A 13,545-nucleotide genomic window follows, 5' to 3' on the forward strand; every position below is an offset into this window, starting at 1 on the left:
CAATAACACTTCTATTATTAAATAAGAAAAATGTAGCTAAAATGCTCTTCACAAAAGAACTTAGATTTTTGTATAATAAGAACTAATGTTCTTCACAGACAATAGACTCAAATTACACAAATATATCAAATAGAAGAGGATTGATATACGATGAAAATTGATAGACCAAAAATTTCACCAGAGTTATCTTCAAAGAATTTTCAAGATATTTTTTATGAAGAAGATCCAACATTGGAAGTGTGTGAAATTATAGACTCCACTTTCGAAAATGAATCTGTAGATAGAGTACGATTATATGATGCGGTGATAAAAAACTGTAAGTTTACTAATACAGACTTTAGCAATATTGATATTACAGATGTTTGTTTTGAAAACTGTGATTTATCAAATGTTAATTTAAGCAATTCTTCTGTTCACAGAGTCGAATTTAAAAACAGTAAATTAATCGGAGTAAATTTCACAGAATCTAGCTTAGGAAATGTTAAATTTGAGAATTCAATTTTGAATTTAGCGGCATTTGGAAATTCCAAACTAGAAAAAATCATCTTCAATGAAACTTCATTAAATATTGCAGATTTTTTTGACTGTAAACTTAAAAAAGTTGAATTCCAATTATGTAGTCTTGATGAAGCTAATTTTGATCAGACATCACTGAAGGGGATAGATATTAGTTCTTCTAGCTTTGATACGCTTACAGTTTCAGTGAACGATTTAAGAGGATGTAAAGTATCAACATATCAAGCTGTTCAGTTTGCAACTTTATTAGGATTAATAATTAAAGATTAGTATTTCGAAGATAAAAGAACCCTATCCCGAATCATGGATTTTTTAATTGTCCGCGATTCGAGATAAAGTTCAAATAAATTAGTGATGACTTTTTATTATTTAACTACAGCTTGGTTTCCTTTTACATGTTCATTATTTATACTCATAAATTCTTCAATTTCTTCAACTTCTCTAATGATATCTTTTGACAAGTTTTCATACCCGTCTTTCGTTACAAGAATATCATCTTCTATTCGAATACCAATTGACTCTTCCTCAATATAAAGACCTGGTTCTATCGTAATAACCATACCTTCTTCTAACACTCTATCTTTATATGTTCCTACATCATGTGTATCTAAACCAAGGAAATGGCTGACACCATGATAATAGTATTTTGATAACTCTTCATCTTCTTGAATTAAACCAATTGCTTTACACTCTTCTGCCAGTACCTTTTTTGTATGCTCATTTAATGCAGCGAACTTTAATCCTGGCTTAATAATCTCTGTTGTTTCTTTTAATGCTTTTAATACAATATTATAAATTTGTTTTTGGCGACTAGAGAATGTTCCATTTGCCGGGAATGTATAACTAATATCAGCGTTATAGTAGTCTTTTTGAGCGCCTAAATCTAGCAATACTAAATCACCATTTTGAATTTGTGCATCATTATCTTCATAATGAAGAACTGTAGCATTTTTCCCACTCGCCAAAATTGTATTGAATGCATGGTGCTTAATGCCAGATGATTTCAGTGTAAAATCAAATTGTGCTTCTAATTCATACTCCATCATGCCTGCTTTTGCATGCTTAAGTACGTTGTAAATACCGTCTTTCGTTATAGCAATCGCTTCTTTAATAATTTCAATTTCTTCTTCTGTTTTAAATACTCGTAATTCACAAATGTTCGGATATACATTACCAATTGTTACGTGTGGGTATTTTTCTCTTACATGTTTAGCAAATGCTAATGTTTTTGTCTCCATACCATTCCACTCACGACTTTCTATATCTAAATATAGATGCTTCGCATTTTCTGTAAAAAGTATATTTGACATTGTCTTTTCAAAGCTATCTAAATATACAACTTTCTTTATACCTGAAATTCCCTCTGCTTCTTCGCTAGAAACTGTTTTCCCAACCCATTTTTCCATTACTGGATCTGATTTTTCAATGAAAAGTGTCTCTTCTACACTATTCCCAAACTTTTTCAGCATAAAAATAACATTTGGTTCACCGATTCCCGTTAAGTAGTAAAAATTACGATTCGGTACAAATTTATAATGTGCATCGGCTGACATATGAGGTGCTTGTCCAGCAAATAAAATCGTAATGGATTCCTCTGGTAATGTGTTTGCTAATCGTTCTCTATTTTGAGCAAAAAATGTTGATTTCATAATAATCCCCCTAGCGTTTTATGTATAATTGTGAAACTAATTATTCAATACACTTCATTCTATTATTGTTATAATTTTTCGTCAATTTTTAACTAAATTTTAGATAGTATTGACACAGACAACTAAACAAGTTACAATAACTATAAATTAGTAAGTTACTAATTTAAATTTAAATAAGAGGTGAACAAAATGCAAAACATTTTATTCCGTATTAATGAATTATCAAAAAAAGAAAGAACATCTGGATTAACAGTTGATGAAAAACAAGAACAACAAATGTTGCGTCAAAACTATACAGAAACATTTCGTGGAAGCCTAGATTCCATTTTATTAAATACAAAAATTGTTGATCCTAATGGTCTTAACGTTACACCAGTTGCATTACAAGATGCTCAAATACGTTTAAAATTAAGCAAATGAGTTCCGCGCTAAAGAATTTCAATAAAACATAAACAGAGCTGGATTTCCTATATAGAAATTCCAGCTCTGTTTATTGTCTTTTCTAATTTAGTAAACGAGCGATACATCGCAATTCTCCACGACACAATCATCGCAAATGCAAGTAAGAAAAACATTCCGCTTAACTCTGCCAAATCAATTGATTGGCTTAAATATGACTTTAATGCCACGCGTACAGCTAATAAGCCTACTAAAATAAATATGAATGCTTTTGACGGTTTCATAAATATATGTTCGCCTTTTATTTCGAACTTAGTTGTTTTAATAAGAAAAATAGAGAAAATAAGCCCTATACTAATTGCCTCGACTATTTCTAACGATGTTAATCGAAACTCTAGTAAAAAGTACATCATCGCGCCTGTACTCATAAAAATTGGTGGTAATATAATTTTCTTTTTCGTTACCGGCTTTTTCGCTGCTTTAAAACGTAGAAACATTACTCCAACAGTCATACAAAACGCTATGACACTTGATAAAAGTGCTATCATACTCTTCTCACTCCTATCTATTTAAAAGACTTTTTGAGCAAAATCATAAACCAAACGAGCCCGATACTTATAATAACATGACCTAATCCAGCCATATGGCTTAAACCGTAAAAGTCAGTTCCATTTACTTGTAAAAGACCTCTCCATAGCATTGTAGCAATAGTAAAGATTACTCCTACATTATAAACAACAAACCATGCACAAAAGCTCTTTGTTTCTTGTACATGAAACACTTTACATAAAGCGAAAGCAATTAAAAAGAATACAAAACCGAGCACTAATACATGTGTATGCACTAATTGCAACATTGTGGATCCTTTAATTCCTTGTGCTTTCGTATACTCTCTTGCAAATACACCTGATAATAAACCAATAATTAAGTAAATAAATGCCGCATTATATAATTTCTTCATTCTATTCCTCCTGTTGCAAACTTTCTATATTCGCTACAATCATTTTACGGAAAGTTTATGAACGGAATATGAATAAAATATTACATCCTATTTTCAAATAAAAAGCCATTTTGTTTATATTGGTTTACCCATTTCAAAATTGCGGTGTCTCTTATACCAATAGCTTTACTAATTTCTCGGTAACTTTCATTTCCGTTCAAATAACGTTGAACGATGTATATTTTTTCATCAGTTGTGAATTTAACCATAGAAAAACTGCACCCCAATTGTTAGACTGTGTCTAACAATTGGGGTGCAGTTCAGTTTTTAATGGTGGGATGCTCTTTTATAATTTATTCATTATTGATTATTTTCCATCCTGTAAGTTTCTAGCTTAATTTAAACCATTGCTTCAGTTTCTATAATTACTAAAATTACCCTTTTCTCATAACCGTCTAATATTCCTAGAATTTCCGGGATTTTTGAGTTCATGCGGTTAAGCCCTCTCAATTATTTTAGAACTTAACTAATCTTAGTTTGTAACTCCATTCCAAACATCGACATCATTATCATCTAAAATGGCTTTGATTTTATCTTTCTCAAAAACTACCAGATATTCATAAGGTAAGGCTAAAACTTGAATAATTGAAGGTCTAATTTTTAGTAGCTGATATGCGTAATATGCTTCTAATTCACCGTCAGTTTCTTCTGTTTCATCGACAGGACCGATATACCAACCAGAATCACCTTTGTCACAATCCCTAGCTCTTTGTAAATAAACCTCATCTAGTTGTAACACATTTTTTGAAGTCACTATTTTATCGCTAAACTTTATTGTTTCACCGTCAATATTTAACTGACGTAAACAATGCACTTGTTCTAATTGCACCCATAAAGCAATTGTTAGATCATCTGTAGTATCCTTAAATGGATTTTTTGTATAATCTGGGGCAATAATATGATACCCATCTTCACGTTTGGATAGAACAAAAATAGACCAACCAACTTGCATAGAAAATCTATCAACTAATTTGTTATCTTCTACTTTAGTTAGCAAATACAATAACTTTTCTATCTGGGGGCCTAAATGTTCTTCTGCTGTAGCTATTATCTTTTTACCACCTATATTTTTAACTATTGTTTTCAATGGATTGTAACCTCTCTTTTATTGATTTTTTCAAAGCTTCTCTAGCCACTGCTTCACGTTCTAACATTTCTAGTCTTATAATTTCCGCCGTATTTAGGGTGCCCCGGCCATGTACTCCAATCTTTTGCATTCTTAGAAGCATTTGTTGGTTTTCCAAGTCCAACAAAGTTTACATCCATATTAAGCACTTCTATTTGTTGTTCTCTCGGTAATAGGTCAAAACCTTCCATGTCCGTTATTTCTTTCATTGAAACAATGTGGTCAGCTTCAAGTTTTTCCACTTCATAACCATATACAGGATCAATTTTGGGTACGTCTGTATTTACGCTTTTTCTTATCCTATTATTGGGTGTTCTCTTCCTTAAATCTTTATATTCCTCTTTTGAAACCGCAAATTGATTTAATAAGTCTTTCGCTTCTTGGTATGCCCCACCAAGTTCATATTTTATAGAACTTCCTCCAACATCAGCATAAGCCAAACGGTTTCCAGTGTTCAACTTAAAATCAGTTAATACATTTCTATATGCAGCAGAATTAGTCATAAACGACTTTCCTTTTGCTAGGTTGCCAGCGATTGCTAACTTCCCTGCTTGTCCTGCTTTACTAAGACCTTTATCACCAATAAAACCTGTTAATAATGATGCTACACCATAGGCAGCATAGTGCTCTCTACTTTCCATATCTCCGTTCCAGAAATCATTAATGAATGAATCTGATAAAGTATTCCATGCAGCAGGAAGTGTTTCTTTATAATTAATAATTGCATCTCGCATGTTTAACCACGTTTCTTTATCGCCTAAAGCTACGAATCCTTCCCATGCATCTACAGCACCATCTACAAAACCTGTAGAAATACCAGTCCATGCATCACTTAGATCCTTTTTCTCTCTTTCCCAAGCCTTCTCGAAGTCAGATTTAGGCGAAATTTTACCGCACATTGCACCTTCTTCAATTGAATTATCAGCCTGACGATTCCTATCTTCTGTAATCGCCTGGATAGAAGTCGTCCACTCCATATTCAATACTTGTGTACTAAATGTACCACTTGCAGGACTAAAACCTTTTCCACTTTGTACTTCTGCAAGACCTGTAGCAATACTATTAGCTAATTGAATTGCTGTAGCATAGTTATTGCTAGACGTTTGATTAAATTCATGTAGATGGTCTAACTTTTCTTGAAGTTTTTTCCTCATGACAGTAAAAAGATTTGCCATAGCGTCTATACCTGGTATTGGCATAGTTTGAGTGATGGCTTCCATACTTGCTTTCATTCGGTCAATCTCTCGAATTTGTTCTAATATTTCTTGTTCAATTACATCTGCCTGAGCTACTTGTGATTGAAATTGACTTGGAAATGCATCGTTCTGACGGATTAATTCTTCACATAAGTATATGATTCCTTGTGCTAAAGGGCGAAAGGTTTCTGCGAAAAATGCTTTTGCACTATCGTAAGTTTGCCCTTATAGAACGGTATCACTTGTAAAAGCATCAATCGATTGAATGGCTTGTTCCATACCTTGAATGGTAGCTGTACATACAGCATTCATGCTTTGAGTTTGGCTTTGTACTTCTCCCAAATACATATTTAAACTCATGCATTGACCTCCCTTGCTAATTGTTGTTGCTGGTAGGATAGGTCGTTTTCTGAATCACTAAGGTCTCGTCTTTCTTTAAGTAATGTTTCTTTTTGATTTTCTAATTCAAATGTAAGTTTTCGCTCAATGTGTTGTGCTTCTTGACGGATATTTATAAAGAAATGAGATAACTCTTTATCGTTGTGCCAAGTTTCTAAAATACGGTTAAATAAGCGGTTGCTTCGATTTTTCAATTCGTGAAAATCAGCTTCCGCTTGTTCCTGAGTTCGAAGCGCGGATTGATTTCGGTCCTGTTCTTCAAATACACTTCGTAATTTTTGATTTAACTGTTTAATTTGTTTTTTGATATCTCGATCCATTTTTTTCCTCCTAAAGTTTTATCTTTACGAAGGTGGTCATATTAGCGGAAAGCATTGTGAAGCTCGTGATCCATTCTCTCAAACTCTTTGGCTACCGAATGAATATTATCGACCGCTTGTTGAAAGGCGGTGGAAAATTGTTTCGTCAAATCTAAAACTTGTTGGTTCGCTTCTTGTGCTTTTGAATTAACTGAAAGCGTAGTACGTGTCGCCTTTTTTATAGAACGATTTGTTGCGCTTTGGATTGTATCTGAAGCTGCCCTCATTTGCGTTGCGATTTGTGTAGCGCTTTGAAAATTACTTTGAAATTGTCCCATCGTATAAACCCCTTCTATACTTAATAGAGCATGAAAATTATACCATATTAGTATAGATTTTTATATTGATAGAGAACCTTTGTTGGTAGGGCGTTTTTTAGAGTACGAAAGGTAATTCAATTATAAAAATAGCCTATCATCTTTTAATATTAATTGGGAATTTATATTGTACTTACACTACATTAATATTTAATATTTAATATTTAATATTTATTTTTTAAAATTTCACATGTGGTAAAATAATAAATTGATGAAAAAGAGGACGAAATATCAGTAAATAATTCACCGCAATATAAAGTAAAAAACTGCACCTCCAATTGTTATTCGTGTCTAACAACTGGAGGTGCAGTTCACTTTTCAACTTATTTTAAATCTTCTATTGAGAAAGCACCTGGAAGTAATTGCTCAACAGTCACTTCTTTTTCATCACCTTTTACATTCGTTAATAATACAGGCATTTTCGGATCACAGAATTCAGCAATTACTTGTCTACACGCACCACATGGTGAAATCGGTCCATCAGTTTCTCCTGTAATAACTAAGTAACTAAAATCGCGCTCCCCTTCTGATACCGCTTTAAATATTGCTGTTCTTTCTGCACAGTTACATAAACCATAAGAAGCATTTTCTATATTACAACCAGTATAGATTTTCCCTTCTTTCGTAACTAACGCTGCGCCAACAGGAAATTTAGAATACGGAATATACGCTTTCGATAACATCTTGTTTGCTTCTTCAATATATTTTTTCTTATCCATATTATTTCCCCCTCAAAGTAAATGAAATGATGATTAGTCAGTAATAACTGTATGAACTAATTTAGGAGCCACTGCTGTTTCAGCGATAGAGATGTTCTCATAAATTTTTGCTTTTACATCTTCTACATTTTCACGATTTGCGTAGATTGTTACGAATGGCTCGCCTTCTTTTACTGCATCGCCAACTTTTTTACGTAACATTAATCCTACTGCTAAATCGATTTCATCTTCCTTCGTTGCACGACCTGCACCAAGTAACATAGCTGCAATACCAATCTCATCTGCAACAATGTTAGAAATAACACCTGAAGTTTTTGCAGGTACATCAATTACATACTTCGCTTGTGGCATTTTTTCTGGATTGTCTACAATTGAGCTATCTCCGCCTTGATTGCTTAAGAACTCTTTAAATTTCTCAGTTGCTTTTCCGTTTTTCATCACTTCAATTAGCATTTCACGAGCTTCTTCTAACGTATTTGCTTTTTTCGCAAGTACGACCATTTGGCTACCTAATACAAGTACTAATTCTGTTAAATCTTCTGGACCTTCACCTTTTAACGTGTCAATCGCTTCTTTTACTTCTAGAGCGTTACCAATCGCAAAACCAAGCGGTTGTGACATGTCCGAAATAACAGCCATAGTTTGACGTCCTACATTATTTCCGATACGTACCATTGCATGTGCTAATTCTTTTGCATCTTCTTCTGTTTTCATAAATGCACCAGCACCTGTTTTTACATCAAGTACAATTGCGTCAGCACCAGCTGCAATTTTTTTACTCATAATTGAACTTGCGATTAAAGGAATTGAGTTAACAGTTCCTGTTACGTCGCGTAATGCATAAATCTTTTTATCTGCAGGTGTTAAGTTTCCTGTTTGTCCAATAACAGCTACTTTGTCACGGTTTACAATATCAATGAATTGTTCTTTCGTAATTTCAACGTGGAATCCTTCTACCGCTTCTAATTTATCAATTGTTCCGCCTGTATGTCCTAAACCACGACCAGACATTTTTGCTACTGGTACATCTAAAGCAGCAACTAATGGTCCTAATACTAAAGTTGTTGTATCACCAACACCGCCAGTTGAATGTTTGTCTACTTTAATTCCTTCAATTGCTGATAAGTCGATCGTTTCTCCAGACTCAACCATCGCCATCGTTAAATCTGCACGTTCGCGATCTGTCATATCTTTAAAGAAGATTGCCATTGCAAGCGCACTCACTTGATAATCAGGAATACTTCCGTCTGTATATCCATTAATAAAGAATTTGATTTCTTCAGTCGTTAGTTCTTTGCCGTCACGTTTTTTTGCGATAATATCTACCATTCTCATTACAATCACCATTCCTTTTTATATTATATGAATCTATTAAAATAATAAGCCAACGATTGTTGCTGATAAGAAACTTACTAACGTTGCACCGAATAGTAATTTCAAACCAAATCTTGCGACTACATTCCCTTGCTTTTCATTTAAGCTCTTAACTGCACCTGCAATAATTCCAATTGAAGAGAAGTTTGCAAATGAAACTAAGAATACAGATATAATTGCTGTCGTTCTATCTGAGAAATTAAAGTTTCCTTGTGCTAAATCTGTCATTGCGACAAATTCATTTGATACTAATTTTGTTGCCATAATATTTCCGGCATTAACTGCTTCATGCCAAGGTACACCCATAATAAATGCAAATGGTGCAAATGCATAACCAAGAATTTCTTGGAATGAAATACCGATTACACCTTTAAATACTGCATTAATGAATGCGATAAGAGCAACGAAACCGACTAACATAGCTGCTACTGTAATCGCAACTTTAAATCCATCAATAATGTATTCCCCTAATACTTCAAAGAAGGTCTTTTTCTCTTCTTCTTGTACTTCTAACATATCTTCTTCCTCAGTAACTTCATACGGGTTAATGATAGAAGCGATGATGAAGCCACCGAATAAGTTAAGCACTAAAGCGGTTACAACATATTGTGGTTTTAATAACACCATATATGATCCAACGATAGACATAGAAACTGTAGACATTGCCGATGCACATAATGTATACATTCTTTTCTCTGGCAATAACCCTAGTTGTTTCTTAACTGATATAAATACTTCAGATTGTCCTAAAATCGCAGAAGCAACAGCATTATATGATTCTAGTTTCCCCATTCCATTTACTTTACTTAATGCTAGACCGATAGATTTCACAATAATAGGTAATACTTTAATATGTTGCAAAATACCGATTAAAGCTGATATAAATACGATTGGCATTAATACACTTAAAAAGAACGAAAACTCTTTTTGATTTACTAATCCACCAAATACGAAATTCACACCGTCAGCGGCATATTTTAATAACTCTCCAAAACCATCTGCTATTCCGCTAATTAATATATTCCCTATACTTGTATTTAATAATAGAAACCCCAAAATGAATTGTAATATAACCATCGTTATGATTGGACGATATTTGACTTTCTTTCTATCATTACTAGCAAGCCAAGCGATACCTAAAATCAATACGAGGCCAAAAACACCGATTAAGTATTTCATAAGCCGTTTCCTCCCATTCGTATCCGCTTACATTTTTTTTAATTGTTAAAGCAATAGATATACTTTAAACGTATATCTATTGCTTTAACCTTTTATCGATTAGTAGTTATCTGTAGCACCTTTTGCATCATTTAATACGATTGCAACACTAGCACTTGCTCCAACGCGAGAAGCTCCAGCAGCTACCATTTTATCTGCATCTTCACGTGTACGAACACCGCCAGATGCTTTTACACCAACGTTTGGTCCTACTGTTTTACGCATTAATGCGATATCTTCAGCAGTTGCTCCGCCAGTTGAGAATCCAGTTGAAGTTTTTACGAAGTCAGCACCAGCTTTTACTGATAATTCACAAGCGCGTACTTTTTCTTCATCTGTTAATAGACAAGTTTCAATGATTACTTTTACAAGAGCTTTTCCTTTTGCTGCTTGTACTACTTCATAAATATCTTTTTCAACAAGTTCGTTGTCGCCATCTTTTAAAGCGCCTACGTTGATTACCATATCAACTTCAGTTGCACCTTTTGCGATAGCATCTTTTGTTTCAAATGCTTTTGTTTCAGTAGTGCTTGCTCCTAATGGGAAACCGATTACAGTACAAACGTCTACATCATGTCCAGCTAGTTCATCAGCCGCTAATTTTACCCATGTTGGGTTAATACAAACAGAAGCGAATTTATATTCCTTTGCTTCTTCGATTACTTTCATAACATCTTCTTTAGTAGTATTAGCTTTTAAAATTGTATGGTCAATTAACTTTGCAATGTTCATTATCTTCACTCCTCATATCTTTTAACAACTTCATTCTAACTCTTAGTTGAACAAATGTAAATACACTTTTGAAATTTTGTTCATTCTTTTTTAAAAGGAATTTTCTTGTAGTAAATAAAGCGCATTCTAACTAAGAAACAATTCCTATTTAAAATCAAAACTTTTATATTAACAATGGTAGTATGTATCTCCATATCCATAATTATTTTTAAAAAGGCAATTTGTGTTCAAAAAAACACCTATCATTCATACATAACAAAATAAAAGGCGTTCTCAAAATTAACATTTTGAGAACGCCTTTTATTTCTAATCTTTTTGATAATGTAACAATTCTTTTGCTGTATGCTGATCGATAATTAATACATTTGCATACCCGCCACGTAACGCACCATCAATTGCTTTTATTTTTCTATTACCACCTGCAACTAAAATAGAGCGTTTCTTTAATTTCAGTTCCTCTAACTCAATTCCAATGGTCCGCTTATTAATTTCTTCACTACTAATATTTCCGTCTCCATCAAAGAAACGTGAACAAATGTCACCGACCGATTGTTTTTTGAGTAAACTTGTTTCCTCCTTATCGAAATAACCTAATCGGAATAATAGCGCTTCATCTCGCACTGTTCCTACAGTAAAAATTGCAATATTCGCTTGCTTCCCCATTTCGATAATGTGATGAATATGTCGATCCTGCTCTACTAATTCTTTTGTCACTGCATTATCAAATATAACTGGAAGAGGTAGATTTCTTGGCGTCGTTTGAAAAGCATCTGCAAATAAAGCTATCGTCTCATTCGCATATGTATTTACACTCGAGTGACTAATGCCACCTTTTAGCTGGACAACCTCTATCCCTTTTACATGTTGCGGTACGATTTTTCTAGCGATTTCATACATTGTCATTCCCCAGCTTACACCAACGATATCACCATTTTTAACCGTCTTTTCCATATACTCAGCTGCATATTTACTAATATACTCTGTAATCGTTGCATATTCTGGCACTGGAGAAAACACAACATGTGCCTCTAACAAGTTGTACTTTTCTTTTAGTAAATTCCCAACGTTATCTAAATCCGCAAATGGATCGGCGATGCTAATTTGAACAAACCCTTTTTCTTTCGCGTACTTTAACAATCTAGAAATCGTCGGTCTTGAAATATTTAATTTGTTAGCAATTTCTTGCTGACTATAATCTGATTGATAATATAATCTTGCAACTTCAACGCTTAATTGTTGTTTATCTTTTTCCATAGTAACTCATTACAAATCCCTTCCTGTATTTCCCTTTCGTTACAAGCATTATACAGCTTTATGCAAAAAAATTCGACTACCGAATTTTATCTAACTGAACTTATATTCCACTTATTATATACAATGAAACCGTTCAATAAGAAACATAAACCATCGTCTAAAAACTATTCAAATACCCCTTATAAACAGAAGATACTGGTTATAAGGGGTATGTATTCAATTTAATTTTATAAAAATTGGATGAAAACAATGCAAGTTCCCACTTATTTAGAATAAGTGAAAAGATGATGTTTTATTTGTTCAATAAAATAATGATGGTGTATATTATCGTTAGATACTCGACTTGCCATAATAGCCCCCTCCATTGAAGATGCAAGAAAGGAAGCAAGTGATATAACCTCTATATCTTCTTTAAGTTCTTGTTTCTCTATTCCTTCTTTTATGAGAGAAGCCATTAACATTACTGTATCATCATAACCTTTTGCTGCTGCTTTTTGTAATTCTGGAAATACTCCAGTACTTTCAATTGCGCTATTAAGTAATGGACAGCCTCCAGCAATAGGAGGATTATTAGCTGCATCTTGATATACAAGGAAAATTGCAAGGATTTTATCGATTGCTGTCTTTTTATTTTCCATTGCTTTATGAAAATGACTCCACATAATCTCACCACTTTTGTCGTAGGCAGCAAGGACAATTTCTTCTTTACTTTTGAATCTACGATAAATAGATCCTTTAGGTAGTTCAGTAGCTGTCATTATATCCTGGATGGATGTGCGAGTTATCCCATTAGTATTAAATAAATATAAAGATGTTTCAATAATTTTTTCTTTAACCTTATCAACTTTAGTCATGCTTTGTAATCCTCCTAATAAAAACGAGCTTAATATTCCAGGTGATATTTACCATCTATTTTCTTGAATTTTTTTGTAAGTATAAAGAAGTTTGAAGCGAAAATATCTTATCAACCCCTATATTATGTGAACCTCAAACAATACAGTTTGAAAAGAGATTAATCAAATTGTATTATCTATATCATTCAAATGAATTTTCTGTCAAAATTAACATGACCAATTATTTAATTCAGTCATGTTATACAACTAATTTCACCTAACTTCGTAGTAGGTGTAAAAATATATAGTTAAATTTAACGTATAGACATATGATTATTATATATAATTTTGATTAATATGTTTAGCTAAAGTGTTTGAACTATCCCCACTTTCACTTCATTCTATAAAAGGGTAATCATTAATGATTACTGGAATTAAATTGTACCAAAGAAAC

14 protein-coding genes and 2 pseudogenes are annotated in these 13,545 nt (G+C 33.1%); 2 read left to right on the forward strand and 14 right to left on the reverse strand.

The genetic code is table 11. The annotated features are described in order from the left end of the window. The first annotated feature begins 150 nt into the window (after nucleotides 1–150). A complete protein-coding gene (locus DN403_RS28940) occupies nucleotides 151–786 on the forward strand; it encodes a pentapeptide repeat-containing protein (RefSeq protein WP_000687269.1) in 636 nt (211 codons plus the stop codon). A 95-nt stretch (nucleotides 787–881) separates the two neighbouring features. Here the strand turns inward: DN403_RS28940 and DN403_RS28945 are convergent, their stop codons facing one another. Then, nucleotides 882–2,165 (reverse strand): aminopeptidase P family protein, encoded by a 1,284-nt coding sequence (locus DN403_RS28945; RefSeq protein ID WP_000842964.1) that lies wholly within the window; start codon nucleotides 2,163–2,165, stop codon nucleotides 882–884. A gap of 189 nt (nucleotides 2,166–2,354) precedes the next feature. On the opposite strand from DN403_RS28945, the gene DN403_RS28950 reads away from it, so the two are divergent. Further along, complete coding sequence (locus DN403_RS28950) at nucleotides 2,355–2,585, forward strand: DUF896 domain-containing protein (RefSeq protein ID WP_001179616.1); 231 nt, start codon at nucleotides 2,355–2,357, stop codon at nucleotides 2,583–2,585. Between the two features lie 47 nt (nucleotides 2,586–2,632). Here DN403_RS28950 and DN403_RS28955 read toward each other — a convergent pair whose 3' ends face one another. The 13 genes and pseudogenes from DN403_RS28955 to DN403_RS29015 form a co-directional block, all read right to left on the reverse strand. Next, nucleotides 2,633–3,112, reverse strand: a complete 480-nt coding sequence (locus DN403_RS28955) for a CcdC family protein (RefSeq protein ID WP_016077858.1) — start codon at nucleotides 3,110–3,112, stop codon at nucleotides 2,633–2,635. A gap of 17 nt (nucleotides 3,113–3,129) precedes the next feature. Further along, the gene (locus DN403_RS28960) at nucleotides 3,130–3,525 is read right to left on the reverse strand and encodes a DUF2871 domain-containing protein (protein ID WP_016077859.1); all 396 of its coding nucleotides are present in this window, start codon (nucleotides 3,523–3,525) and stop codon (nucleotides 3,130–3,132) included. A 104-nt stretch (nucleotides 3,526–3,629) separates the two neighbouring features. Next, nucleotides 3,630–3,773, reverse strand: a pseudogene (locus DN403_RS28965) (transposase); the annotation flags it as partial. 263 nt (nucleotides 3,774–4,036) lie between these two features. Beyond that, nucleotides 4,037–4,651 carry an immunity protein Imm33 domain-containing protein gene (locus tag DN403_RS28970; RefSeq protein WP_000849724.1) on the reverse strand — a complete coding sequence of 205 codons (615 nt, stop codon included), beginning with the start codon at nucleotides 4,649–4,651 and terminating at the stop codon, nucleotides 4,037–4,039. 554 nt (nucleotides 4,652–5,205) lie between these two features. Further along, nucleotides 5,206–6,246 (reverse strand): annotated as a pseudogene (locus tag DN403_RS28975) (T7SS effector LXG polymorphic toxin); the annotation flags it as partial. Next, on the reverse strand, nucleotides 6,243–6,605 hold the full coding sequence (locus tag DN403_RS28980) for a DUF3958 family protein (RefSeq protein ID WP_000373354.1): 363 nt from the start codon (nucleotides 6,603–6,605) through the stop codon (nucleotides 6,243–6,245). The gene DN403_RS28980 and the pseudogene DN403_RS28975, both read right to left, overlap by 4 nt. A gap of 41 nt (nucleotides 6,606–6,646) precedes the next feature. Then, nucleotides 6,647–6,922: a TIGR04197 family type VII secretion effector gene (locus DN403_RS28985; RefSeq protein ID WP_016077862.1), complete on the reverse strand. Its 276-nt coding sequence runs from the start codon at nucleotides 6,920–6,922 to the stop codon at nucleotides 6,647–6,649. A 362-nt stretch (nucleotides 6,923–7,284) separates the two neighbouring features. After that, nucleotides 7,285–7,680, reverse strand: coding sequence for a cytidine deaminase (locus DN403_RS28990; protein ID WP_000358532.1), 396 nt, complete (start codon nucleotides 7,678–7,680; stop codon nucleotides 7,285–7,287). A 33-nt stretch (nucleotides 7,681–7,713) separates the two neighbouring features. Then, entirely contained in the window at nucleotides 7,714–9,015 is a 1,302-nt protein-coding gene (locus DN403_RS28995) for a pyrimidine-nucleoside phosphorylase (protein ID WP_001983022.1), read from the reverse strand. Between the two features lie 36 nt (nucleotides 9,016–9,051). After that, nucleotides 9,052–10,233 (reverse strand): NupC/NupG family nucleoside CNT transporter, encoded by a 1,182-nt coding sequence (locus DN403_RS29000; RefSeq protein WP_000876177.1) that lies wholly within the window; start codon nucleotides 10,231–10,233, stop codon nucleotides 9,052–9,054. A 99-nt stretch (nucleotides 10,234–10,332) separates the two neighbouring features. Further along, a complete protein-coding gene (gene deoC, locus DN403_RS29005; protein WP_001017441.1) occupies nucleotides 10,333–11,004 on the reverse strand; it encodes a deoxyribose-phosphate aldolase in 672 nt (223 codons plus the stop codon). Between the two features lie 306 nt (nucleotides 11,005–11,310). Then, on the reverse strand, nucleotides 11,311–12,258 hold the full coding sequence (locus tag DN403_RS29010) for a sugar-binding transcriptional regulator (RefSeq protein WP_000409779.1): 948 nt from the start codon (nucleotides 12,256–12,258) through the stop codon (nucleotides 11,311–11,313). Nucleotides 12,259–12,521: 263 nt separating this feature from the next. After that, nucleotides 12,522–13,112: a TetR/AcrR family transcriptional regulator gene (locus DN403_RS29015; RefSeq protein ID WP_000169651.1), complete on the reverse strand. Its 591-nt coding sequence runs from the start codon at nucleotides 13,110–13,112 to the stop codon at nucleotides 12,522–12,524. Between the last annotated feature and the right edge of the window lie 433 nt (nucleotides 13,113–13,545).

The organism is Bacillus sp. AY2-1, assembly GCF_008368965.1.
Taxonomy (GTDB): domain Bacteria; phylum Bacillota; class Bacilli; order Bacillales; family Bacillaceae_G; genus Bacillus_A; species Bacillus_A thuringiensis_S.